Genomic DNA, 22,411 nt, shown 5'->3' on the forward strand with positions numbered 1-22,411 from the left:
TGCAACTCCAACACAGATTCATTCATGAGACCCTTCACCGACCCAGCAGTGGCTGCGCACTTCGACGCGTACCCGCCTGCAGTACGCAAGAAGTTGCTGGCCTTGCGAGAGCTCATCTTCACCGCAGCCGAGCAGTTGAAAGAAGTGGGTCCGCTGCAGGAAACACTGAAGTGGGGAGAGCCGGCGTACGTCACCGCGCAGACCAAGAGCGGCAGCACCGTGCGCATCGATTGGAAGGCCAAGTCGCCTGAGCGCTACGCCATGTACTTCCATTGCCAGACCGGGTTGGTGGATACCTTCAGGACCTTGTTCCCGCGTGACTTCAAGTTCGAGGGGAACCGCGCACTGGTTTTCGACCTGTCGGACAAAGTGCCCACCGATGCCTTGGCGTTTTGCATCCAGGCTGCGCTGACCTACCACTCAAGGAAAAAGCGCGCGCTGGGGCGGTGATTCGCGGCGGCCGTCAGGCCTCGTTTCCAGTGACCTACATGACCTGTCGGGCTGCTGCCCGCCTACAATCCCCCTCCTGCGCACCCCGCGCCCCATGGGTTCCCTCACCCCCATTCATCAAAAAGGTCTCCCTCATGTCGTCCCCTTTGGCGGCGCCGTCGCGCGTACCGCTCTTTCTCTCGCTGCTGGTGGCGTTCCATATCGCCATCGTCATTGCCAGCAACTACCTGGTGCAACTGCCGATCACGCTGCTGGGCTTTCACAGCACGTGGGGGGCGTTCAGCTTTCCGTTCATCTTTTTGGCGACCGATCTGACGGTGCGGCTGGTGGGCAAGACGCCTGCGCGGCGGGTGATTGCGTGGGCGATGGTGCCGGCGCTGGTGGCGTCGTACGTCGTGGGCGTGCTGTTTCACGACGGGTATTTCAACGGCTGGGGCGCTCTGGGCGATTTCAACAACTTCGTGTTCCGCATCGCGTTTGCCAGCTTTGCGGCGTACGCGCTGGGGCAGCTGCTGGACATCCAAGTGTTCGACCGCATGCGGCAGGCCAGCCGCGCGTGGTGGCTGGCGCCGGCGGCGGCGTCGGTGGTGGGGCAGGCGCTGGACACGGTGGCGTTTTTCAGCATCGCGTTCTGGCGCAGCAGCGACGCCTTCATGGCTGCCCATTGGGTCGAAATTGCCTGGGTGGACTACGTGATCAAGCTGCTGGTGAGCCTGCTGCTGTTCGTGCCCGCGTACGGCGTGGCGCTGGCGGCGATTGTCCGGGTGATGAAGGACGGGCGCGCGCCGCAGGTGGGGACGGCGGCGTAGGCGGCTGTGCGCTGGGGTTCAGCAGCAGACGGGCCAGGCGCCCGGTCGGGCGCGGCGCGGGGCAAGTGAATTTGCTATCAAAGCAGAAGCTTGCTGCGCAATCTGCTCTTGGGCCAGAGGCCGATTTGACCAAGAAACCCGTCTTCTAAACACAGCGCTGCCGCGCAAGCGTTGGCCGCGCCAAGCAGCCGCCCACAGCGTCCCGCACTACACCTGCAAACGCCCCCGCAGGCGCCTGATCTGCCCAAAAGGGCATGTCCGAAAACGGCGAGTATCTGCCCGCCGCGCCACTACCATGGCGCCATGGACCAGCCGCTTTCCGCCGCCCAAGCCGACGCCTGCTACCGCGCGCTGCAGACGCACGACGCGCGTTTTGACGGGCGCTTTTTCACCGGGGTGACGTCGACCGGCGTGTACTGCCGCCCGGTGTGCCGCGTGCGCACACCGCTGCGGCAGAACTGCCGCTTTTTTGACTTCGCCGCGCAGGCCGAGGCGGCCGGCTTTCGCCCCTGCCTGCGCTGTCGGCCCGAGCTGGCGCCGCAGGCGCAGGCCTGGTCGATCCAGGACGCCAGCGCCACGCTGGCGCAACAGGCCGCTCGCCTGCTGGACAACCCCGAGGCATTTACCGGCGCCGTCAGCGTGCAGACGCTGGCCGACCGCCTGGGCGTGAGCGACCGGCACCTGCGCCGCATTTTTGAGGCGCGCTTTGGCGTCACGCCGCTGCAGTACTTGCAAACGCGCCGCCTGCTGACGGCCAAGCAGCTGCTGACCGACACCGATTTGCCGGTGACGCAGGTCGGCCTGATGAGCGGCTTTGCCAGCCTGCGCCGCTTCAACGCGGCGTTTGCGCAGCACTACGGCATGGCGCCCAGCGCGCTGCGGCGCGACGGGGCCGAACGCCGCACCCGCCAGACAAGCGCCACCGGCCCCGTCACGCGCCTGGGTTACCGCCCGCCGTACGACGAAGGGGCGATGCTGCGGTTTCTGGCGCAGCGCGCGGTGCCGGGCATGGAATGGGTCGACGTGGCGGCGATGCGCGTGGGCCGCAGCCTGTCGCTGCGCGGCGCCGACGGGCAGTGGCGCCACGGCTGGCTGAGCTTTGCCTTTGAGCCCGAGCGCCACCGCGTCAGCCTGCAGGTGGGCGACACGCTGCGCGCCGTGCTGCCAGCGCTGATCCACCGCGTGCGCGCCTGGCTGGACCTGGACGCAGACCCGGTCGCCATCAACGCCGTGCTGCACGCGCACTTCCCGGACGGCGACGGCCTGCGCGTGCCGGGCGGGCTGGACGGGTTTGAACTGGCGGTGCGCGCCGTGCTGGGTCAGCAGGTCAGCGTGGCGGCGGCGCGCACTTTTGCGACGCGGCTGGTGACGCACTTTGGCGCGTCGGTCGACACGCCGTGGCCGGAGGTGACGCGCGCCTTCCCCACGCCCGCCGCGCTGGCGCAGGCCGACGGGGATGCGCTGGGGGCCTTGGGCATCGTGCGCCAGCGGCAGGCCGCCATTACCGCGCTGGCGCGGGCGGTGGAGGCCGGCCAGCTGAACCTGCAACCCGGCGCCGACGTGCCCAGCACCCTGGCCGCGCTGCAAGCGCTGCCGGGCATCGGCGCGTGGACGGCGCACTACATCGCCCTGCGCGCGCTGCGCTGGGCGGATGCCTTCCCGGCCGGCGACGTGGCCTTGCACAACGCGCTGGGCGTGCGCGGCGAACGCCAGCCCGCGCGCGCGGCCGAAGCCGCATCGCAAGCCTGGCGCCCCTGGCGCGCCTACGCCATGATCCGCGCCTGGACGGCGGGCACCACGGCGCTCACCCCACCCGAGAAAGCGTCCCCATGAAATTCCCCACCACCACCGTGCAGACGCGCTGGGCCAGCCCGCTGGGGCCGATGATCCTGGCCGCGTCGCCGGCCGGCCTGGTCGGCACCTGGTTCGACGGCCAGCGCCATTTGCCCGACGCGTCGGCCTGGCCCGTGCAAGACGACCACCCGCTGCTGCGCGACACGGCGGCGCAGCTGGGGGCGTACTTTGCCGGCACGCGCGACACGTTTGACGTGCCGCTGGACCTGGGCAGCGGCACGCCGTTTCAGCAAGCGGTGTGGCAGGCGCTGCTGCGCATCCCGCGCGGGCAAACGCTGACGTATGGGCGCATCGCGCGCGACCTGCAGCGGCCCGACGCCATGCGCGCCGTGGGCGCGGCCGTGGGCCGCAACCCGGTCAGCGTCATCGTGCCCTGCCACCGCGTGCTGGGCGCCAGCGGCGCGCTGACCGGCTACGCCGGCGGGCTGGACCGCAAGCGCCACCTGCTGGCGCTGGAAGGCGCGGACGTGGCCGCTGCCACGGCCAAACTGTTCTGAACGCGATGGCCATGACCGGCGCATCCGCCACAGCTGCTGCCACCGAGGCCACGCCGCCCTGGTTGGGCGAGTTCGTCCTGTTGGCCGCGGTGTGGGGCGCGTCCTTCTTGTTCATGCGCGTGCTCGGTGCCGAGGTGGGCGCCATCCCGACGGCCGGGGCGCGCGTGGCGCTGGCGGCGCTTAGCTTGTTGCCGCTGATGTGGCTGCGCAAGCTGTGGGGCGTGTCGCGCCAGCACTGGCGCGGCATGCTGGTGGTGGGCCTGCTGAATTCGGCGCTGCCGTTCGCGCTGTACGCGTGGGCGGTGCAGTCGATCAACACCGGGCTGGCGGCGATTTTGAATGCCAGCTCGCCCCTGTTCGGCGCCATGGTGGCGCGCTGGTGGGTGGGTGAGCGGCTGACGGCCACGCGCATCGCCGGCCTGGCGCTGGGCATGGCGGGCGTGGTGGCGCTGGCCGGTGGGCAGGCCGAATTCAAACCCGGCGGCACCGGCTGGGCCGTGCTGGCCTGCCTGGGCGCGTCGCTCAGCTACGGCGTGGCCGCCTGCTACACGCGCGAAAAGCTGCCCGGCGTGCCCCCGCTGGCGATTGCCACCAGCAGCCAGATTGCCGCAGCCCTGCTGCTGGCCGTGCCCACGGCCGTGCTGTGGCCGTCGCACCCGCTCAGCGCCCATGCCTGGGGCGCGCTGGTCGGCGCGGCGGTGCTGTGCACCGCGCTGGCCTACGTGCTGTACTTCCGGCTGATTGCGCGGGCGGGGCCGGCGCGGGCGATCGCCGTCACCTTCTTGTCTCCGGTGTTTGCGGTGGGTTATGGCGCGCTGCTGCTCAGCGAACCGATCACGCCGCGCATGCTGCTATGTGGCGCGGTGATCGTGCTGGGCACGGCGCTGGCGACGGGCTTGGTGGGTGCGCGGCGGCGGCGTGAAGATGAACGGGTCGCCAGGAGCAAGGCGAACGGGTAACGGGACCGCACAGACGGATCAGCCGTTCGTCCGCCCCTGACCGTGACCGCCAACGCATCCTGCGCCCGGTCCGCCTCCAGCCGTCACTCCAGAGCGCAGAACCGGGCGCCGTGCGCTGCCACGACCACCGCGTCGTCAGCCAAAGGATAGGGGCAAAACCAGCGCTTGCCTATCCACCAAATGACCGATGCCAAAAGTCATGGCAACGCCATAGATAGGCAACGAAAAAACCGCGCAAGCCCTACAAGGACTTGCGCGGCCAGCTATGAAAATAGAAGTATCTGATGCGATCAGTTCGGCGCCACACCCAAGGCGCGCACGGTCTCCACGTCCAAATAGCCGTGCACCGGCAAGCCGCGCGCCCGCTGGTAGCGGCCGACGGCGGCGAGCGTTTCCGGGGCCAGCACACCGTTGACCGGGCCGGGGCTGAAGCCGGCCGACTGCAGCGCGCGCTGCACTTCCTGAATCTTCTGCGGCGCGGTGTTGGTCTCGCACATGACTTCGCGCTTGTCTTCGTGCGCCTCGCCCACCTTGACCAGCCAGCTGATCGTCTCGTACACGGCGGGCACGTCGACGGTGCGGGTGCTGGCCGGCTGGTCGATGACCTGGCGGCTTTCGGTACGGTAGACGGCGGGCACGACTTCGTCGCGCACGCTGGCGGCCTTGGCCACTTCGATACGGTCCATTGGCTGCACCAGCGCCGGCACGGCGACCTGGCGCAGGCTGGCGGGCTGGTCCACTTCGTAGCGGGTGACGGCGGCGGTTTCGGCCGGCACGTTCACTTCGCGCGTGCTTTCGGCGCGCACCAGCACCTGCTTGGGCACGCTCTTGTAGGTGGCGGGCACCACCACGGCTTCGGTGCGGGCGGGCTCCACTTCGACGCGGCGCTTGATCGTGCGGTAGGCCTCGGGCACCTCCGTCACGCGCACGGTCGCGGCTTCAACCGGCACGTAGCGCGTCACGTTGCGGTACTCGGCCGGGATGCGCACTTCGCGCACCCAGCTGTCGGGCGCCAGGGCCCGGTCGATCTGCACACCGGCGCCTTGGCGCACGCTGGCCACGCGGGTCACGCGCTGGCCGTTGGCGGTGGCAACCAGCTCGCCGCTCGGGTCGAACTGGTAGCCCAGCGCACGGGCGCGGTCGTAGTCGATCTCGGTGCGGTACACGCTCTGGTAGACGGCGGGCACGTGTTCGGTGCGCACCGTAGCTTCGCGCACGATGGCCTGGCGCGTCACGTTCTTGTATTCGGCGGGCACGGCCACGTCGGTGAAGGTAGCGGGCGCGCGCAAGACCTGGCGCGTCACCGTCTGGTACTGCGCCGGCACTTCGACCAGGCACCAGACATCGTCTTCCAGGTCCGCGTTGTCGGCGGGGGTCATGCCCGCGTCGACCACGCCGCGCGACACGCCGCCCGTGGCGGCCGGCACCAGCGTGCGGCCGGCCACCGGGTAGCCCTTGAACTGGCCCGTGGGGTCGACCACGAAGCCGCGCATTGGCACCACCTCATGCGCCTGGCCCACCCAGGCCCGGCCGCGGCGCCATTCGCGGTAAGGTTCGCTGACCTTGACCTGCTCGGTCACGACGTCGTACGCGGCGGGAATCGCTTCGCGGCGCACGCTGGCCGGACGCACTTCCACCGGCACCACGGCCGTTTCCACGGCGGCCGGCACCGGAATCACCTTGGTGGTGGCGGCGCTGCGCAGGCGCTGCTCGGGCACCTGCTTGGTCGGCAGGACCACCGGCACGTACTGCAGCACTTCGGGGCGCACCAGGATGCGTTCGACCTCGCTGCGGTAGCGCGTCGGCACGGTTTCAGTGCGCGTGGTGGCGGCGTTGACCAGCACGCGCTCTTCCACTTCCTTGAATTTAGCGGGGATCACGCGCTGGATGGTGTGCTCGGGCACGTCCACTACGCGTTCAAACGCGTGTTTGTAGACCGGCGGCGTCACCTCGTACCGCGTGGTCGCTGCGCGGGTTTCGACCTGCTCGGTCGTGGTCTTGAAGGTGGGCGCCACCGGCTCGTCGCGCACGCCGGCGGGGCGCACGACCACGTTTTCGGTCACGGTGCGCAGCTGGGCCGGCTCGGCCACCTGCTGGCGCGTTTCGGGCTGGACCAGCACCTGCTCGGTCACCGTCTTGTAGGTGGCGGGGATGACCTCTTCGCGCTTGGTGGCGGGGGCGATCAGCACCCGTTCGCTGCGCGTTTCAAAACGCGCAGGCGTCAGGATCTGGGCAAAACACTGGTTGGGCAGCGATTCGATGCGCGGCGGCACCTGCTGCGCCACGACGGGCGCGGGCACCGGCGGCACCGGGCGCGGCAGGTTGCCGGAAAAACCGTTGTCGCACTGCGCCATGGTCACCCGCACCGGCTGGCCTTGGGCGTCGCTGTACAGGTTGAGCGGCATGTCGGGGCTGAAGGGCACCCATTTGCCAACCAATTCGGGCGTGATGTCCGGGCGGCCCTTGACGTGGCGGATGCCCAGGTCGCACGCCCCGCGCGTGTAGTCGGCCGCGCTGTAACGCAAACCGGCGGCCTGTGCCGTGGCCGTGGCCAGCTCGCTCAGGCGGATGGTCCGCACCGCGGCTTCGCCCTTCTGGCGCGCCGGCGGGCGGTTGGTGACGGGGCGGTAATAGCGCGCATTGCCGGCCTGGACGGCGGCGTCGCATTCGGCCGCGCTGTCGTAGCCCACGTTGCCGTGCTGGTCGGTCACCATGCCTGCCTGCGCGGCGGTGGCCAGCGCCAGGGCGCTGCCGCCCAGCACGCCGCCCCGGCGCAATGCCGCCCACATGGCGGCTTTGGAGGTGGTTCGTGGAGACTTCATGTGGACTTCCCTCGCGCGACTTGACTCGTCTTGTGCACTGTGAAGCGACGCCCGCCACGGGCGCAGCCATTCAGCGTCAAATAGTAACCGCAGGGCGACAAAATGTGTCTGAGTTGGCAATCACTTGCGCGTCAAACGCAACAAACTGCATGAATTGCGGGTGCCGCTGTGGTGACCGGTACTCGGCGGGCGCGGTTGGCGCAGTGCGCTGGCGACTGGGCAACGCAGACCCGCACGCATTGCGGCGGCTGATCGCGCCCATCTGATCGCGCAGCGCCAAGTCTTGAAACAGAATTGCTAAACAATTCAGCCTCCAGGCCTACATCCACCTGCGCAAGCAGCTATCCATTCAGGAGCGAACAGCTGCGTTGGCAAGCAACAGCGACATCACACGCCAACCGCTATCCCCGTTCAGCGCGCAACCGCGCCCGGGTGCCCCAGCTGGTCGATGCGCGCCGGCGGCAGGTTGGCCAGCACGCGTTCGCTGTGCTGGCGGTGCAGGCCGGCCGTCTGCCAGGGCGAAGCGCCGCGCAGCGCGTAGGTGAACTGCAGCAGCCGCCCGTGCGGGGCCAGCACATGCGCACCCGCGCGCAGAATGCGCTGGCGCGCCGGCTGCGGGATGGAGAGCAGCGGCAGGCCGGAGACGATGGTGTCGACCGGCAGCGGCAAGCCGTCGGCGCCGGCCGGCATGTGGCCGCTGGCGTGCCAGTGGCCGATGTCGGCGGCGTCGCCCTGCAGCACGCAGACGCCGGGAAAGCGGCGGCGCAGGTGGTCGGCCAGCGCAGCCGACTGTTCCACGACGACCAGGCGCGCCGGCGCGATGCCGTGCGCCAGCAGCGCGGCGGTGATCACGCCGGTGCCGCCGCCCAGTTCAACCACCAGGCCGGGCTGTTGCGCGTCGACCAGCGCCGCCATGCGCGCGGCCAGGCGGGGCGAGCTGGCGCAAATGGCGCCGACGGTGCCGGGCTGGGCCACCAACTCGCGCAGGAACAGCGATTGCGGCGAACGCGCGACGGCCAGATCGACTGCGCGACGCATGCGGTCAACGCCGACCCGTGCAGCGCGCGCGGCCAGCGCCGTGCCCGCCGCGCCCGTGCCGTCACGCCGGGCCAGACGGGCCAGGGCACGCACGCCAGGGGCGCGGACGACACGGTTGCTTTGCAGACGCATGAAAAGGTTCGGAGTGCGAAGGTCGTGCAGCTTAAACGCTTCCGGCCCGGGGTGCCGGTCGAAATGTAACGACCGCGCGGCTTCCGCCGCGCGCGTTCAGGCCGCGTCGCCCCCGCCGCTGCGGCGCAGGCGCTCGATCAGGCCGTTCAGCTCGTCCAGCGACGCGAAATGGATCGCCACCTCGCCCGTGGGCTGCAGCTGGCCGCCCTGGCGCACCTGCTTCTTGACGCGCACTTCCACCTGCGCAGTCAGCAGGTCGGACAGCTCTTCTTCCACGCGGCGCACGTCGCCCGCCTTGTCGGGCGCGCGGGCGGGCTTGCGCGGCGCCGTCAGGTTGAATTCGGCCGCCAGCTTCTTGACCAAGGCTTCGGCCTCGCGCACCGACATCTTGCGCGCACTGACCTGGTTGGCGGCAGTGATCTGCGCCGCGCCGTCCAGCGCCAGCAGCGCGCGGGCGTGGCCCATGTCGATGTCGCCGGCCATCAGCATGGTTTGCACCGGCTCGGTCAAATTCAGCAGGCGCAGCAGATTGCTGGCGGCGCTGCGGCTCTTGCCGACGGCCTGGGCCGCCTGTTCGTGGGTCAGGCCGAAGTCGTCGGTGAGGCGCTTGATGCCTTGCGCTTCTTCCAGCGGGTTGAGGTCTTCGCGCTGGATGTTCTCGATCAGCGCCATCGCGGCGGCGGCTTCGTCCGGCACCTCGCGCACCAGCACGGGCACCTCGTCCAGCCCCGCCAGCTTGGCCGCGCGGAAGCGCCGCTCGCCCGCGATGATCTCGTAATCTGCTACAGATTGCGTAGCTGCTTGCGCAGATCCTTCTAGGGTTGCAGCCCGATTGGATGCAGAAAGCTTGCGCACCAGGATGGGCTGCATGATGCCCTGCGCCTTGATGCTTTCGGCCAGCTCGTACAGCGCGCCTTCGTCCATGTGCGTGCGCGGCTGGTACTGGCCGGCCTGCATCTCGCTCAGGCGCAGCATCATCGGCGTGCCGGCGGGCGTGCCGGGCGCGTCGCTCGCGGCCGGGTCCAGCGCGGAGGGGGCCAGCAGCGCGTCCAGGCCGCGGCCCAGGCCTTTGGGTTTCTTGGTGACCATGGTGAACAACTCCTCAAGGTGTGCGCCGCGCCCGCAGGCGACGGCGGCGGCGCCACAGGCGCAAAACAATCCCCAGCGCAACCAACGCCAGCACGCCGGCCAACGCCAACTGGCCCAGCGCGGCCACCACGGCGGCCGAACCGCCGACAGCCACCGCCATGATGACGGACACGACGTTGGCGATCGCCTCGAAGCGGGTGATGTCGCCCGGTGACGGACGCTCGGGCGGCGGCGTGGGGGCGCTCATGCGGCCATCGACGCCAGCATTTGTTGATCTGTGGCCGACACGATGCACAGGCGCACCTCGCGCGCGCCGGCGGCCTTGACCAATTCACTGCACGCGCGCTTTTCGACCTGGGTGTAACCGCCGTCCGGGTCGGGCGGCAGGCTGACGACGACCGAGGGCGCGGCGGTGAACAGCGAACGACCCTGAAACTGGTGCAGGGCGAACTTGATCAGCTGCTCGGTCAGCTGAAAGTCGTTGAACAGCGAGCGCGGGTGGGCGAAGGGGTTGACCACCTCGCCCGTGGCGCCCGCGCCCTTGGCCAGGTGCGCCGCAAGCTTGGCACGCGCATCGGCACCGACTGCCAGAACCTGGTTGTGCCCGCCCGCGGTAGCGCCGATGGCGATCTCGGGCAAGGCCGACCATTCGGCCTGCGTGCGCAAATCGCGCAGGCGGATCTGCGTGGGCGACAGGTCCAGCCGCCACACGGGCAGCCAGCGTTGGAGCCAGCCCGGCAGCTTCATGCCCGGCCCGCCAGCGATAGCAGCAGGTCGTGGCCCTCGTCCCAGTCGCCCAGACCGGAATCGGCGTTGATGTGGCCTTTGGGGCCGAGGTTGAGCAGGTCGGCGCCCCAGTCGCTGGCCAGGCGCGTGGCGGAATCCAGGCTGCCGAACGGGTCGTCGCTGCTGGCCACCAGCACGGCCGGGAACGGCAGGCGCTGGCGCGCGGGCGGTGCCCAGCCGGGGATTTGCTGGCGATTGTCGTCGCGCTCGATGTCGGGCGGGGCGACCAGCAAGGCGCCGGCAATGCGATCGGCGTGGCGCGTGTGGGCGGCCCACCAGGCGGTCAGGATGCAGCCCAGGCTGTGCGCGGCCAGCAGCACCGGGCCGGGGTGGGCGCTGACCACGTCTTCCAGCCGCGCCGTCCAGTCGCCGCGCAGCGGGCGCATCCAGTCGTGCTGGTCAACGCGCTGGTGGCCGGGGCGGCGCTCCCAGCGGCTTTGCCAGTGGTCGGGGCCGCTGCCCTGCCAGCCGGGCAGGATGAGGACGGTTGGAGAGGTCACGTGGATACTATGATTTTAGTAGCTGCTTGCGCAGACCCACCTAGGGCTGGAGGCCGATTTGGCTTGAAAAAAAGCCATGCCACGCGCGGTCAGCGCAGACCGCGCTCGACCAGCTCGTGCGCGAAGGCCACGAAGGCCTGACTGCCCTTGGCGGATGGGTCGAACAGCACGCCAGGCAGGCCGTAGCTGGGCGCTTCGGCCAGGCGCACGTTGCGCGGGATGACGGCGTCAAACACCTTGTCGCCGTAGTGCGACTTGAGCTGATCGCTGACCTGCTGCTGCAGCGTGATCCGCGGGTCGAACATGACGCGCAGCAGGCCGATCAGGCGTAGGTCACGGTTGAGGTTGGCGTGCACCTGCTTGATGGTGTTGGTCAGGTCGGCCAGGCCTTCCAGCGCGAAGTACTCGCACTGCATCGGCACGATCACGCCCTGCGCGGCGCACAGGCCATTGAGCGTGAGCATGCTGAGCGAGGGCGGGCAGTCGATCAGGACAAAATCGTAGTCGTCCGCGACGGCAGCCAAGGCGCCCTTGAGGCGGCGCTCACGCCGCTCTTCGCTGACCAGTTCGACCTCGGCGCCGGCCAGCTCGCGGTTGGCACCCAGCACGGCGTAGGCGGCGCCGGCTTCCTTCAGGCGGTCGGGCACCACGACGGCCTCGGCCACGGTGGCCGATTCCAGCAGCACGTCGTACACCGAATTTTCCAGCGCCCGCTTGTCGACGCCCGAGCCCATGGTGGCGTTGCCCTGCGGGTCCAGGTCGACCAGCAACACGCGCTGGCCGATCTTGGCCAGACCGGCGGCCAGGTTGACGGTGGTGGTGGTCTTGCCGACGCCCCCCTTCTGGTTGGCGATGCAGAAAATCTTCATTACTTTTGGATCGCCAGCTTCAGGCCGAACGCAAGCAGGATGGACCCGGCCATTCTATTCAACCAAACCGCGGTGCGCGGGTTCGAGCGCAGCCGCGCCGCCGCAAAGTGCGTGATCAGCGCCACAGACATGCAGTAAGCCAGGGTTAGCGCCGCAATCGTGGCCGCCAGCACGGCGAACGTGGTCAGCCCCGGCTGACGCGCCGGGTCGATGAACAGCGGCACAAAAGCCATGTAGAACACGATGGCCTTGGGGTTGAGCAGCGTGATCAGCAGTGCCTGGCGCAGGTACTGGCGTGGGTGGATGGTGATCGGCGGGGCGCTGCCGGGGCGCGTGCGCAGCATCTGAAAACCCAGCCACGCCAGGTAGGCGGCCCCGGCGTACTGCACCGCTGCGAACACGGATGGGTTGGCCTTGAGCAGTGCCGCCACCCCAGCCACGGCCAGCCAATACAGCGCCTGATCGCCGAGGATGATGCCCAGCGTGGCGGCCGCACCGCCGCGCAAACCGCCTTTGCTGGTCGAGGTGATCACCGCAAAATTGCCGGGCCCGGGGATGGCCAGAAACACGACGACGGCGACCACGAAGGCCCAATAGTCCTGAATGCCGAACATGGCGGCGTCCTTTGCGATGAGGAGAAAAAGGGGGAAGTCAGGCGTGGCCGCGCGGGCGCAGCCAGAGCAGGCAGCGCTCGGCATCCAGCCCGGGCACCCGCAATTGTTCCACGTGGAACACCTCAACGGTGGGCGGCAGCGCGGCAATTTCGTCGTCGGGGTGCTTGCCTTTCATGGCCACCCAGACACCCTGCGGCGCCAACGCGCCGACCGACCAGGTGGTGAAGTCCACCAGCGAGGCAAAGGCGCGCGACGCCACCACGTCAAACGCTTGCCGCACCGATTCCACCCGCGCGTGCAAGCCCGTCAGGTTGCGCAAGCCCAGCGACACCGCCACCTGCTGGACAAAGGCCGCTTTCTTGGCCACCGCGTCGACACAAGTCACCTGCGCCGTCGGGCAGCAAATGGCGATCACCACGCCCGGCAGGCCACCGCCTGAACCCACATCCAACAGCTTGAAGGCGCCCTCACCCCTCTGCTGGCGCAATGGCGCGATGACAGCCAGACTGTCCAGCAAGTGGTGCGTCAGCATCTCCTGAGGGTCGCGGACCGCCGTCAGGTTGTAGACCTTGTTCCATTTGGCGAGCAAAGCCAAGTAGTCTAGCAACTGGGTGCGCTGCCCAGCGGTCAGCGCCACGCCCAGCGCCTGCGCGCCTCGGTCCAACGCGGCGGCCAGATCGGGGCCGCTCATGCCGCCTGGGCCGCATCGGCGGCCGCGAGCGTCGGGCCGGCAAAGCCTTTGAAGCCGCCTTTTTTCAGGTGGATCAGCAAGAGCGAAATCGCCGCGGGCGTCACACCACTGATGCGGCCGGCCTGCCCCAGCGTATCCGGCCGGTGCTGTTGCAGCTTCTGCCGCACCTCGATCGACAGCGCGGTGATCTGCAGGTAGTCGAGGTCGGCGGGCAGGCGCAGGCTCTCGTAATAGGCCGTGCGCCCCACTTCCTCACGCTGCCGGTCGATGTAGCCCGAGTACTTGGCAGCGATCTCGACCTGCTCGACCACCGGACCAACGGCGTCTTCGCCCAATGTTTCACGTGAAACATCGGTGGAGCGGTGCTTGCCGTCGTCCATGCCCATCAGCGCGTCGTAGCTCACACCCGGGCGGCGCAGCAAGTCGAACAGGTTGTGCTCATGCTCGATGGCCTTGCCTAGTACGCGCTCGGATTCCGTCGCAGGCAGATTGCGCGGGTTGACCCAGGTGGACTTCAATCGCTCTGTTTCACGTGAAACCGCATCGCGCTTGCGGCTGAACGCCTCCCAGCGCGCGTCGTCCACCAGACCCAGTTGGCGACCAACTTCCGTCAGACGCATGTCGGCGTTGTCTTCGCGCAGTTGCAGGCGGAATTCGGCGCGGCTGGTGAACATGCGGTAGGGCTCGGTCACGCCTTTGGTGATGAGGTCGTCGACCAGCACGCCCAAGTAGGCCTCGTCACGGCGCGGCAGCCATTGGCCGCCAAAGTCGTCGGCGCGGCCCTCCAGTTGGCGGCATTGCAGTGCGGCGTTGATGCCGGCAAACAGGCCCTGCGCCGCCGCCTCTTCGTAGCCGGTGGTGCCGTTGATCTGGCCTGCAAAGAACAGGCCGCCGATCTGCTTGGTTTCGAAGCTGCTTTTCAGGCTGCGTGGGTCGAAGTAGTCGTATTCAATGGCGTAGCCGGGGCGCAGGATGTGGGCGTTCTCCAGCCCCTTCATCGACCGCACCAGCGCCAGCTGGATGTCGAACGGCAGGCTGGTGGAAATGCCGTTGGGGTAGACCTCATGCGTGTCCAGGCCTTCGGGTTCCAGAAAGATCTGGTGGCTTTCTTTATCGGCAAAGCGGTTGATCTTGTCTTCCACGCTGGGGCAATAGCGCGGCCCCACGCCCTCGATCTTGCCGGTGAACATGGGGCTGCGGTCAAATCCGCTGCGGATGATCTCGTGCGTGCGCGCGTTGGTGTGCGTAATCCAGCACGGCACTTGCTGCGGGTGCATGTTGGCGCGGCCCATGAAGCTGAACACCGGCATGTGCGGGTTCTGGCCACCGGGCATGCCGTCGCCGGGTTGCTCTTCGCAGGCCGTGAAGTCGATGCTGCGGCCGTCCAGGCGCGGCGGCGTGCCGGTCTTCAGCCGGCCTTGCGGCAGTTTCAATTCCTTCAGGCGCGCGGACAGCGAGACCGCCGGGGGGTCGCCCGCGCGGCCGGCCTGGTAGTTGTCCAGCCCGACGTGGATGCGCCCGTCCAGGAAAGTGCCGGCCGTCAGCACCACGGTGCGGCCACGGAAGGCGATGCCGACCTGCGTCACGGCGCCGACCACGCGGCCGCCTTCCAGCAGCAGATCATCGACCGCCTGCTGGAACAGCCACAGGTTGGGCTGGTTCTCCAGCATGCGGCGGATGGCGGCCTTGTAGCGCACGCGGTCGGCCTGGGCGCGGGTGGCGCGCACGGCGGGGCCCTTGCTGCTGTTAAGGATGCGGAACTGGATGCCGCCCTCGTCCGTGGCCAGCGCCATGGCGCCACCCAGTGCATCCACTTCCTTCACCAGATGGCCCTTGCCGATGCCGCCGATGCTGGGGTTGCAGCTCATCTGGCCCAGCGTCTCGATGTTGTGGGTCAGCAGCAGGGTCTGGGCGCCCATGCGCGCGGCCGCCAGCGCGGCCTCGGTGCCGGCGTGGCCGCCGCCGACGACGATCACGTCGAAGTGCTGCGGATGGGTGTAGGTGGGTGGGGGCACGGCAAATGGCGGCGCTGCTGGCAGGCCGCGTCCTCTGAATTCGGGAAAGGCGCTTATTTTAAAGGCAATTGGCCATTCTGTCGCGACCACACTGCGCAGACAGCTACCCTTTTCATAGCATCTAAGCGCCGCCAATCGACCATCTCACGCCGCCCTGCTATGCTGACGGGCAGACCGTCAAGGCGCCCAGCCAAGGAATGCTGGGGCATGTATGTCGGTCCAACCAGGAGACCAAGACTTCCATGGCTACCGCCAAATCCAAGAAGGCCTCGCCGGCCCCCGTCACCAAAGCTGCGCCGAAGACCTCGGCCGCGGCCGCCCCGGCGCCCACCAGCGCGCCCGTGCACCAGGTGCCGTCCTACCTCGATCCCAACCACCTTGGCCCCTGGGGTATCTACCTCACGCAGGTTGACCGCGTCACGCCCTACCTTGGGCCGCTCGCGCGCTGGGTCGAAACACTCAAACGCCCCAAGCGCGCGCTGATCGTCGACGTGCCCATTGAAATGGACAACGGCACCATCGCGCACTTCGAAGGCTACCGCGTGCAGCACAACGTCAGCCGCGGCCCCGGCAAGGGTGGCGTGCGCTTCCACCAGGCGGTGACCCTGTCTGAAGTGATGGCGCTGGCGGCCTGGATGTCGGTGAAGAACGCCGCCGTGAACGTGCCCTACGGCGGTGCCAAAGGCGGCATCCGGGTCGACCCGCGCACCTTGTCCAAGGGCGAGCTGGAACGCCTGACGCGCCGCTACACCAGCGAAATCGGCATCATCATCGGCCCGCACAAGGACATTCCGGCACCCGACGTCAACACCAACGAGAAGGTGATGGCCTGGATGATGGACACCTACTCGATGAACGTCGGCGCCACCGCCACCGGCGTGGTCACCGGCAAACCGGTCGACCTGGGCGGCTCGCTCGGCCGACGCGAGGCCACGGGCCGCGGCGTGTTCACCGTGGGCGTTGAGGCGGCGCAGCAGATCGGCCTGCCGATCGCCGGCGCGCGCGTGGCGGTCCAAGGCTTCGGCAACGTGGGCGGCATCGCCGGCAAGCTGTTCGCCGAGGCGGGCGCCCTGGTCGTCGCGGTGCAGGACCACACCGGCGGCATAGCCAACGACAAGGGCCTGAACGTGCCCAAACTGCTTGACCATGTGGCAGAAACCGGCGGTGTGGCCGGCTTCAAGGGTGCCGAAGCACTCAAGCCCGGCGAGTTCTGGGGCACCAAGTGCGACATCCTGATCCCCGCCGCGCTGGAAGGCCAGCTGACCAAGGAGAACGCCGGCAAGGTGAAGGCCAAGATGGTGATCGAAGGCGCCAACGGCCCCACCACCCCCGAGGCCGACGACATCCTGCAGGACAAGGGCATCCTGGTCGTGCCCGACGTCATCGCCAACGCCGGCGGCGTGACGGTGAGCTACTTCGAATGGGTGCAGGACTTCTCCAGCTTCTTCTGGAGCGAAGAGGAGATCAACCAGCGCCTGGTGCGCATCATGAAAGAGGCGTTTGCCGGTGTGTGGAACACCGCGCAACAGCACAAGGTCAGCCTGCGCACCGCCACCTTCATCGTGGCTTGTACGCGCATCCTGACGGCGCGCGATCAGCGCGGCCTCTACCCCTGATGTACCGCAGGGCGGTGCCGGTGCGCACCGCCCCAGGCCCATCTGCGGTGGCGCAAGCTCAATGCGCCACGCCTTGCATCCAGGCGCTGCGGATCAGCTGACCGCACTGGAACGAATCGAAACCGCTGCCCGACTGATCGGCCCGCGCCACGATGCCGTACCAGGTCTTGCTGGCATCCATCCACGGGTAGAAACCGAACGAGCCGGCGCTGGTAGCCGGGTTGGTGCAGACCGCGTGCGCGCCCAAGCACCCGTGGACCCGACGGTAGGCGCACCGCCTTTCCGGCGTCTGTACCGAGGTGTCTGGCGTGCAAAGGTCGCACCGCAGCGCCTCGGCCGTGGTGTGGGGCGCCCGACAGGCTCAGCCGTTGCCCTCGGCGCCCCGCCGTTGCCGGCGCCGCAGCCGTTCGGCCCAGGCCTGCGGCGTCTGCGGCTTGACGAACAGCGCAATCACGTCAGGCGCCGTGCGCTGCAACACCGCTTCGATGCGCTCGATGCAGGCCTCGATCTCCACCGCCGTCATGGCGTCGTCGAAAGCAACGCTGATCGCGGCAATCACCGTGTGCGGCCCCTGCTGCGACGTGATCACGCCGTTGATCGTGCGGATGCCCGGCTCGCCCTGCGCTGCTTCCAGAATCAGGCGGCGCACGCGCGGCAGGGCCGGCTCGCCCATCAGCAGACCCTTGGTCTCGACGGCCAGGAAATAGGCGGTCGCCGCCAGCACCCCACCGATCAGGATCGAAGCGATGCCGTCGGCCTCCGGCAGCTCCAGCAGGTGGCTGGCCGCCACACCGGCCAGCGCGATCATGAGGCCCAGCATCGCTGCACTGTCCTCGAACAGCACGACGAACGTGGTCGGATCCTTGCTGTCGCGCACCGCCTGCAAGGTGTCGACCTCGCCGCGCGCCCGCTTGAACTCGCGCCAGGCGACCCACCACGAAGCGCCCTCGAACGCCATCGCCGCAAGCAGGACGACGTAGTTGATGATCGGCCGCTCGATCGGCTCAGGGTGGCGCAAGTGGTGCACGCCTTCGTACAGCGAAACCCCTGCGCCCAGCGCAAACACGAGCAGCGCGACGATGAATGACCAGAAATACAGCTCGCGCCCATAACCGAACGGATGCGACTCGTCTGCCGGCCGGCGCGCGCGCTTCATGCCATAGAGCAGCAGCACTTCGTTGCCGGTGTCGACCAGCGAGTGCACACCTTCGCTCAACATGGCCGAACTGCCGGTCAACGCCGCCGCGATGAACTTGACCACTGCCACGGCCAGGTTGCCAGCCATTGCCGCGTACACCACCATGCGGCTGGAATCGGCCTGCTGCGTTGTCATGGCGGGGTGCCGCGGCTGGTCGCGCGTGCTAAAGCATTACCGCTCGGGCGCTGAATACGTCAGGCACACACCCGCACAGGACATTGGACGCGCCAGCGTGGCTTCGGTGAATGTCATGGCCGCTTGTCCAGAGCCCTGGAGACTGCGAGCGGCCGGCGCAGGCGCGGCCCGCAAGCGTCATTTCAACGCGTTGCCAATCGCCTTGCCGCCCAGCATGGCCAACACCAGCATGACCACCGCAACGACGAGAAACAGAATGAACAGGATCTTGGCGATGCCAGCCGCGCCCGCGGCAACACCACTGAAGCCCAGTAAACCGGAGATCAACGCGATCACGGCGAAAATAATGGCCCACTTCAACATGGTTGGATTCCTCTTTTTTTCGTGTACAGACGGTTTTCGGGTTTGTTGTCGACGATTGTGGGCAGGGCATGTGTCCGGCCGGCGTCGGCGAGCGAGGCCGCACGCCGTAGGACAACGCTGCACACAGGCAGTACCTTGCACCGCGTATTAGCTATATTTCTGGAAGCTGCCTGCGCATTACCAGCAAGGGCTTTGACCTGCTTTGATCGATAACACCGCTCGCCCCGACTGCCGCCCGGGATGCGGCGCCTGCTGCATCGCACCATCGATCAGCTCGCCGATTCCGGGCATGCCGCAGGGCAAACCGGCCGGTGTGCGCTGCGTGCAGCTGGACGCCGACCTGCGTTGCCGCCTGTTCGGTCGGCCCGAGCGCCCGGCAGTTTGCGGCGGGCTGCGCCCCGAACACGCCATGTGCGGTCCCGCCGACGACGGCGGCGCGCACGCGATGCGCTGGCTCACCGCGCTCGAGCGCGCGACGGCCGCAGCCGACTGACGTCTGGCAGCGCGGCCGCGCGCCCGTGCCAGGCAGCCGCAGCCGCAGCCGCGCGATCGGATCTTGAATGTGCTTTTTTTTACCCGCCTGTCCTCCCTGACTGCTGGTGCCCCCCTTGCCAGGGGCGTGCGCGCTGGCCGGCAAGTCGGCGACAGCGCGCACCCATTAAATTTATGTTTTAAAGCATAGGGATAAGTGCCTGCGGGAAGCCCGTGCTCACTGCGCGACAAAGGCCCGAGCCGTGACGTAGTTGGCGTTGGCTGCCACGGGTGTCCTGTACCCGGCACGGCAGCGCGTCGATGCGCGCTCGGGCCACCTCCACGCCAAATGCCGATCTTTGGTACGCTGGTTGTGGCCCGGGTGACGTGCCTGCAGTCAAGCCGCACGCGCCGCACCCGCGCCTTGTTCAACCCTGGAGCCGTTTCATGAAACTGTTTTATTCCGCCGGCGCCTGCTCGCTGTCGCCCCACATCGCACTGGAAGAGTCCGGGCTGAAGTACGAAGCCATTTCCGCACCGACCAAGACCAAAGTGCTGCCGGACGGCTCGGACTACCGCAAGATCAACCCGCTGGGCTACGTGCCTTACCTGGTGTTAGACGACGGGACCGGCCTGCGCGAAGGCCCGGCCATCGTGCAGTACATCGCCGACCAGGCGCCCGACAAGAAGCTGGCGCCACCCAACGGCACGCTCGCGCGCTACCAGTTGCAGAGCTGGCTGAACTTCATCGGCACCGAAGTCCACAAGAACTTCAGTCCGCTGTTCAATCCGGCCATGCCCGAAGAGGCCAAGAAGCTGTTCGTCACCAACCTGCTCGGCCGCCTGAAGTGGGTGGATGGCGAACTGGCCGGCAAGTCCTACCTGATGGGCGACGACTTCACCGTGGCCGACGGCTACCTGTTCGTGGTGACCAACTGGGCCAAACCGATGAACATCGACCTGTCGGATCTGCCCAACCTGCTGGCGTTCCGCGAGCGCGTGGCCGCGCGTCCTGCGGTGCAGCGTGCGATGCAGGCCGAAGGACTGACCTGATCGCAGACGGGATGCGCAAGCGCGCACAACCACGGCAGAGGTTGTGCGAGCATTGCCTGGTCAAGCTACTTTTTTAATAGCTGATCACGCTTATTGCTATTGCGCTGGCGGCCAATATACTCAAAAACCGATTCGATCGCCATCAGCGCGGTGGCGATCACAGCACGGGCGGCGCCGGCTGCTTGCTGGGCTTGCGCCAGGCGTCGGTGGTCATGTGGTCCACCTGCACACTGTTGCTGATCGCCAGTTGCTTGCCCTGCGTGCCGCTCAGCACCTTTTGCATGGCGCGGTCGACAGCAGCCTGCAACGCCCGGTCGCCCTTGCGCATGACGAGGGCGTAGGGCTCCACCGTCAGCTGCTCTCGGCGCAGGGCCAACGCGGGGTCTTTGGGGATCATCAGCTCGTCGGCGACCAGCGTGTCGATGGTCTTGTTCTTGAGCAGTTGCACGCCCTCGCCGTAGCTGCTGACTTCGCGCACCGGGCCCAGCAACAGCGTGGCGGCCTTCTTGGCGGCGTAGGTCTTCATCAGCCCCTGCGCGGTGGAGCCGCGCAGCACGCCGGTGCGGCCGAATTCGCGCGGCGACGCGTACTGCGTGTCGCCGGCGCGGTAGGCGGCCACTACGCGCGACACGTAGAAGGTGTCGGAAAAATCCACCAATTCGGCGCGCGCGGCGGTGTTGGACGTGATGCCGCAGTGCAGGTCGATCTTGCCGTCTTTCAACATGCTGAACGAATCGAACAGCGACACCGGTTCGAACTTCACGGCGATAGGCGCCTTCAGCTCTTCACTCATGTGCTGCACGATGGCCTGGCACAGGCCCCAGCTGAAGCCGGCCGGCTTGCCATTGCCGTCCAGGTACGAAAACGGTTGCGCATCCTTGCGCACACCGAGGGTGATGCTCTTGCTGGCCGCGATCTTGGCCAGCGTATCGGCGGGCGCCGACTGCGCGAACGCGGGCGCGGTGGACAGGACGGCCGCGCACAGCACGGCGCGGTGAATCAGGGTGGCAACAACGGGACGCATAAGAAGCTTTCTTGCAACGGTCTTGCGCGGCCGACCTCCGGCGCGCTCCGGCGCGCATTGTTGGCGCCGCAACGGGCGCCGCCTAGGTCTATGGCGCCACAACGGTGCCCAGTATGCGCACTAGTTCCGCCATCGGTGCAAGCGCCCGACGCGCCCGCGCAATAAGTCACATCAGCGGCTTCTGCCGCCAGGCCATCAGAGCGCCCAGCCACAGCGCGCCGGCCGAATACACCAGCCCGCGCGCCAGCCCACCCGCGCCGTCGGCCACCCAGCCCACCACGGTTGGCCCGACGATCTGGCCCAGCGCGAACAAGATGGTGAAGGCACTGATGCCCGCCGCCCACTGCGGCTGCGGCAGGTTGTGGCGCACAAAGGCCGTGGTCGACGCCACCACCGACAGGAACACCGCGCCAAACAGCAGGCCCGAGGCCAGCACCACCGGCCACGCGCCGGTCAGCGCCGGCAGCACCGTGGCCACGCCCAGCAGCGCGTTCAGCAGCGCCAGCGCACCGCCGCCTTTGGCGCGGTTGAGCAAGCCGGCCCAGATGCGCGCCGACGCCACCACCGCCAGCCCCAGCAAGGCGTAGAACAGCGTGATGGCGCCGGGGCGCACGCCTTGCTCGCGCAGCAGCGCGATCACAAAGGTCATGTAACCGATGTAGCCCACACCAAACAGCGTGTAGCCAACCAGGGCCGGCACCATGCGCCGCCAGGGCAGGGGATGGTGAACAGAATTGGCCTTTGGCCCTACAGCCACCTGCGCAACCAGCTCCTCTTTTTGAAGTACCCTGGCAGGCCACAGCAAGCCCAGCGTGGCCAGCACGCAGGCCAGCGCCAGCCCCCACCAGGCCCAGGCCCAGGCGTGCGGGGCCGCCGCGCCCGCCGCCAGCAGCGCCGGCACGCCCAGCGCCGACACCACGATGCCCCAGCCCGTGCCGCCGTAGTACAGGCCCAGCAGCAGGCCGGCGTGCTCCGGCGCGCGCGCGCCCAGGCGCGCCGCCATCAGCCCGCCGGCCACAAACACCAGCGCGCTGGCCGCGCCCGCCAGCGTGCGTTGCAGCATCAGCGGCCCGGCCGCGGTGAAAAAGCCCGACGCCGCCATGAACACGCTGGCCAGCAGCGCGCCGCCCAGCAGCACGCGCGACGCGCCAAAGCGGCGGATCAGCCGCGGCGTGGCCAGCGCGCCGATCAGGTAGCCCAGCGCGTTGGCGGTGTTCATGGCGCCGGCCAGGGTGTAGCTCCAATCCAGGTCCTCGCGCATCACCGGCAGCAGCAGCCCGTAAGCGAAGCGCGTCACGCCCAGCGACACGGCCGCGCCCAGCGACAGGGCAAGCGCCAGCCACAGCAGGCGGCGCAGGGAAGACTCGGGCGCGGGCATGCGCGCATTGTGGAGCAGGCGTGCGGCCGCGCGCCGCGCCGTGGCGAC

The 22,411-nt window shown here is 68.3% G+C and carries 23 protein-coding genes; 8 read left to right on the forward strand and 15 right to left on the reverse strand.

Annotation, left to right across the window (positions count from 1 at the left end):
• The first annotated feature begins 24 nt into the window (after positions 1-24).
• The 5 genes from FVQ98_RS09430 to FVQ98_RS09450 all read left to right on the forward strand — a co-directional run bounded on the left by FVQ98_RS09430 (position 25) and on the right by FVQ98_RS09450 (position 4,569).
• Positions 25-450, forward strand: a complete 426-nt coding sequence (locus FVQ98_RS09430) for a DUF1801 domain-containing protein (RefSeq protein ID WP_147913179.1) — start codon at positions 25-27, stop codon at positions 448-450.
• Between the two features lie 134 nt (positions 451-584).
• Positions 585-1,259 carry a 7-cyano-7-deazaguanine/7-aminomethyl-7-deazaguanine transporter gene (locus tag FVQ98_RS09435; protein ID WP_147913180.1) on the forward strand — a complete coding sequence of 225 codons (675 nt, stop codon included), beginning with the start codon at positions 585-587 and terminating at the stop codon, positions 1,257-1,259.
• Between the two features lie 303 nt (positions 1,260-1,562).
• Entirely contained in the window at positions 1,563-3,092 is a 1,530-nt protein-coding gene (locus FVQ98_RS09440) for a DNA-3-methyladenine glycosylase 2 family protein (RefSeq protein WP_147913181.1), read from the forward strand.
• Entirely contained in the window at positions 3,089-3,610 is a 522-nt protein-coding gene (locus FVQ98_RS09445; RefSeq protein WP_147913182.1) for a methylated-DNA--[protein]-cysteine S-methyltransferase, read from the forward strand. The genes FVQ98_RS09440 and FVQ98_RS09445 overlap by 4 nt, the downstream gene beginning before the upstream one ends.
• A gap of 11 nt (positions 3,611-3,621) precedes the next feature.
• On the forward strand, positions 3,622-4,569 hold the full coding sequence (locus FVQ98_RS09450) for a DMT family transporter (RefSeq protein ID WP_147913183.1): 948 nt from the start codon (positions 3,622-3,624) through the stop codon (positions 4,567-4,569).
• A gap of 290 nt (positions 4,570-4,859) precedes the next feature.
• Here the strand turns inward: FVQ98_RS09450 and FVQ98_RS09455 are convergent, their stop codons facing one another.
• From FVQ98_RS09455 to mnmG, 10 genes are all read right to left on the reverse strand, one after another.
• Positions 4,860-7,391 carry a peptidoglycan-binding domain-containing protein gene (locus FVQ98_RS09455; RefSeq protein ID WP_147913184.1) on the reverse strand — a complete coding sequence of 844 codons (2,532 nt, stop codon included), beginning with the start codon at positions 7,389-7,391 and terminating at the stop codon, positions 4,860-4,862.
• A gap of 411 nt (positions 7,392-7,802) precedes the next feature.
• Positions 7,803-8,561 carry a class I SAM-dependent methyltransferase gene (locus tag FVQ98_RS09460; RefSeq protein ID WP_255507716.1) on the reverse strand — a complete coding sequence of 253 codons (759 nt, stop codon included), beginning with the start codon at positions 8,559-8,561 and terminating at the stop codon, positions 7,803-7,805.
• Positions 8,562-8,657: 96 nt separating this feature from the next.
• A complete protein-coding gene (locus FVQ98_RS09465; RefSeq protein WP_147913185.1) occupies positions 8,658-9,650 on the reverse strand; it encodes a ParB/RepB/Spo0J family partition protein in 993 nt (330 codons plus the stop codon).
• 13 nt (positions 9,651-9,663) lie between these two features.
• Positions 9,664-9,897 carry a hypothetical protein gene (locus FVQ98_RS09470; RefSeq protein ID WP_147913186.1) on the reverse strand — a complete coding sequence of 78 codons (234 nt, stop codon included), beginning with the start codon at positions 9,895-9,897 and terminating at the stop codon, positions 9,664-9,666.
• A complete protein-coding gene (locus FVQ98_RS09475; protein WP_147913187.1) occupies positions 9,894-10,397 on the reverse strand; it encodes a rod shape-determining protein in 504 nt (167 codons plus the stop codon). The genes FVQ98_RS09470 and FVQ98_RS09475 overlap by 4 nt, the downstream gene beginning before the upstream one ends.
• Complete coding sequence (locus tag FVQ98_RS09480; RefSeq protein WP_147913188.1) at positions 10,394-10,936, reverse strand: RBBP9/YdeN family alpha/beta hydrolase; 543 nt, start codon at positions 10,934-10,936, stop codon at positions 10,394-10,396. Before FVQ98_RS09480 ends, FVQ98_RS09475 begins: the two co-directional genes overlap by 4 nt.
• Positions 10,937-11,025: 89 nt before the next feature.
• A complete protein-coding gene (locus tag FVQ98_RS09485) occupies positions 11,026-11,805 on the reverse strand; it encodes a ParA family protein (RefSeq protein WP_147913189.1) in 780 nt (259 codons plus the stop codon).
• On the reverse strand, positions 11,805-12,419 hold the full coding sequence (locus FVQ98_RS09490; RefSeq protein ID WP_147913190.1) for a LysE family transporter: 615 nt from the start codon (positions 12,417-12,419) through the stop codon (positions 11,805-11,807). The genes FVQ98_RS09485 and FVQ98_RS09490 overlap by 1 nt, the downstream gene beginning before the upstream one ends.
• Before the next feature lie 37 nt (positions 12,420-12,456).
• Entirely contained in the window at positions 12,457-13,110 is a 654-nt protein-coding gene (gene rsmG / locus FVQ98_RS09495) for a 16S rRNA (guanine(527)-N(7))-methyltransferase RsmG (protein WP_147913191.1), read from the reverse strand.
• On the reverse strand, positions 13,107-15,125 hold the full coding sequence (gene mnmG, locus FVQ98_RS09500; protein WP_147913192.1) for a tRNA uridine-5-carboxymethylaminomethyl(34) synthesis enzyme MnmG: 2,019 nt from the start codon (positions 15,123-15,125) through the stop codon (positions 13,107-13,109). The genes rsmG and mnmG overlap by 4 nt, the downstream gene beginning before the upstream one ends.
• A gap of 242 nt (positions 15,126-15,367) precedes the next feature.
• On the opposite strand from mnmG, the gene FVQ98_RS09505 reads away from it, so the two are divergent.
• Positions 15,368-16,741 (forward strand): Glu/Leu/Phe/Val family dehydrogenase, encoded by a 1,374-nt coding sequence (locus FVQ98_RS09505; RefSeq protein ID WP_147913193.1) that lies wholly within the window; start codon positions 15,368-15,370, stop codon positions 16,739-16,741.
• Positions 16,742-16,799: 58 nt separating this feature from the next.
• Here the strand turns inward: FVQ98_RS09505 and FVQ98_RS09510 are convergent, their stop codons facing one another.
• The 3 genes from FVQ98_RS09510 to FVQ98_RS09520 form a co-directional block, all read right to left on the reverse strand.
• A complete protein-coding gene (locus FVQ98_RS09510) occupies positions 16,800-16,988 on the reverse strand; it encodes a hypothetical protein (protein ID WP_147913194.1) in 189 nt (62 codons plus the stop codon).
• A gap of 114 nt (positions 16,989-17,102) precedes the next feature.
• Positions 17,103-18,074 carry a cation diffusion facilitator family transporter gene (locus FVQ98_RS09515; protein ID WP_147913195.1) on the reverse strand — a complete coding sequence of 324 codons (972 nt, stop codon included), beginning with the start codon at positions 18,072-18,074 and terminating at the stop codon, positions 17,103-17,105.
• A 177-nt stretch (positions 18,075-18,251) separates the two neighbouring features.
• Complete coding sequence (locus FVQ98_RS09520) at positions 18,252-18,437, reverse strand: DUF1328 family protein (RefSeq protein WP_147913196.1); 186 nt, start codon at positions 18,435-18,437, stop codon at positions 18,252-18,254.
• Between the two features lie 202 nt (positions 18,438-18,639).
• Here FVQ98_RS09520 and FVQ98_RS09525 point away from each other — a divergent pair, with 202 nt between their 5' ends.
• Together FVQ98_RS09525 and gstA are read left to right on the forward strand one after the other, a co-directional pair.
• Complete coding sequence (locus FVQ98_RS09525; protein WP_187265686.1) at positions 18,640-18,930, forward strand: YkgJ family cysteine cluster protein; 291 nt, start codon at positions 18,640-18,642, stop codon at positions 18,928-18,930.
• 425 nt (positions 18,931-19,355) lie between these two features.
• Positions 19,356-19,961, forward strand: coding sequence for a glutathione transferase GstA (gene gstA, locus FVQ98_RS09530; protein ID WP_147913197.1), 606 nt, complete (start codon positions 19,356-19,358; stop codon positions 19,959-19,961).
• Between the two features lie 157 nt (positions 19,962-20,118).
• On the opposite strand, the gene FVQ98_RS09535 is transcribed toward gstA, so the two are convergent.
• Both FVQ98_RS09535 and FVQ98_RS09540 read right to left on the reverse strand, forming a co-directional pair.
• A complete protein-coding gene (locus tag FVQ98_RS09535) occupies positions 20,119-20,985 on the reverse strand; it encodes a transporter substrate-binding domain-containing protein (RefSeq protein ID WP_147913198.1) in 867 nt (288 codons plus the stop codon).
• A gap of 166 nt (positions 20,986-21,151) precedes the next feature.
• Positions 21,152-22,363 (reverse strand): YbfB/YjiJ family MFS transporter, encoded by a 1,212-nt coding sequence (locus FVQ98_RS09540; RefSeq protein ID WP_147913199.1) that lies wholly within the window; start codon positions 22,361-22,363, stop codon positions 21,152-21,154.
• Positions 22,364-22,411: the final 48 nt, after the last annotated feature.

It is taken from the genome of Ottowia flava, from assembly GCF_008017535.1.
Taxonomy (GTDB): Bacteria; Pseudomonadota; Gammaproteobacteria; order Burkholderiales; family Burkholderiaceae_C; genus Ottowia; species Ottowia flava.

What these genes read in the sequence shown, in the direction of transcription:
- FVQ98_RS09430 (WP_147913179.1), top strand. Translation starts at nt 25, where the DNA reads ATGAGACCCTTCACCGACCCAGCAGTGGCTGCGCACTTCGACGCGTAC.
- FVQ98_RS09435 (WP_147913180.1), top strand. Translation starts at nt 585, where the DNA reads ATGTCGTCCCCTTTGGCGGCGCCGTCGCGCGTACCGCTCTTTCTCTCG.
- FVQ98_RS09440 (WP_147913181.1), top strand. Translation starts at nt 1,563, where the DNA reads ATGGACCAGCCGCTTTCCGCCGCCCAAGCCGACGCCTGCTACCGCGCG.
- FVQ98_RS09445 (WP_147913182.1), top strand. Translation starts at nt 3,089, where the DNA reads ATGAAATTCCCCACCACCACCGTGCAGACGCGCTGGGCCAGCCCGCTG.
- FVQ98_RS09450 (WP_147913183.1), top strand. Translation starts at nt 3,622, where the DNA reads ATGACCGGCGCATCCGCCACAGCTGCTGCCACCGAGGCCACGCCGCCC.
- FVQ98_RS09455 (WP_147913184.1), bottom strand. Translation starts at nt 7,391, where the DNA reads ATGAAGTCTCCACGAACCACCTCCAAAGCCGCCATGTGGGCGGCATTG.
- FVQ98_RS09460 (WP_255507716.1), bottom strand. Translation starts at nt 8,561, where the DNA reads ATGCGTCTGCAAAGCAACCGTGTCGTCCGCGCCCCTGGCGTGCGTGCC.
- FVQ98_RS09465 (WP_147913185.1), bottom strand. Translation starts at nt 9,650, where the DNA reads ATGGTCACCAAGAAACCCAAAGGCCTGGGCCGCGGCCTGGACGCGCTG.
- FVQ98_RS09470 (WP_147913186.1), bottom strand. Translation starts at nt 9,897, where the DNA reads ATGAGCGCCCCCACGCCGCCGCCCGAGCGTCCGTCACCGGGCGACATC.
- FVQ98_RS09475 (WP_147913187.1), bottom strand. Translation starts at nt 10,397, where the DNA reads ATGAAGCTGCCGGGCTGGCTCCAACGCTGGCTGCCCGTGTGGCGGCTG.
- FVQ98_RS09485 (WP_147913189.1), bottom strand. Translation starts at nt 11,805, where the DNA reads ATGAAGATTTTCTGCATCGCCAACCAGAAGGGGGGCGTCGGCAAGACC.
- FVQ98_RS09490 (WP_147913190.1), bottom strand. Translation starts at nt 12,419, where the DNA reads ATGTTCGGCATTCAGGACTATTGGGCCTTCGTGGTCGCCGTCGTCGTG.
- rsmG (WP_147913191.1), bottom strand. Translation starts at nt 13,110, where the DNA reads ATGAGCGGCCCCGATCTGGCCGCCGCGTTGGACCGAGGCGCGCAGGCG.
- FVQ98_RS09505 (WP_147913193.1), top strand. Translation starts at nt 15,368, where the DNA reads ATGGCTACCGCCAAATCCAAGAAGGCCTCGCCGGCCCCCGTCACCAAA.
- FVQ98_RS09515 (WP_147913195.1), bottom strand. Translation starts at nt 18,074, where the DNA reads ATGACAACGCAGCAGGCCGATTCCAGCCGCATGGTGGTGTACGCGGCA.
- FVQ98_RS09520 (WP_147913196.1), bottom strand. Translation starts at nt 18,437, where the DNA reads ATGTTGAAGTGGGCCATTATTTTCGCCGTGATCGCGTTGATCTCCGGT.
- gstA (WP_147913197.1), top strand. Translation starts at nt 19,356, where the DNA reads ATGAAACTGTTTTATTCCGCCGGCGCCTGCTCGCTGTCGCCCCACATC.
- FVQ98_RS09535 (WP_147913198.1), bottom strand. Translation starts at nt 20,985, where the DNA reads ATGCGTCCCGTTGTTGCCACCCTGATTCACCGCGCCGTGCTGTGCGCG.
- FVQ98_RS09540 (WP_147913199.1), bottom strand. Translation starts at nt 22,363, where the DNA reads ATGCCCGCGCCCGAGTCTTCCCTGCGCCGCCTGCTGTGGCTGGCGCTT.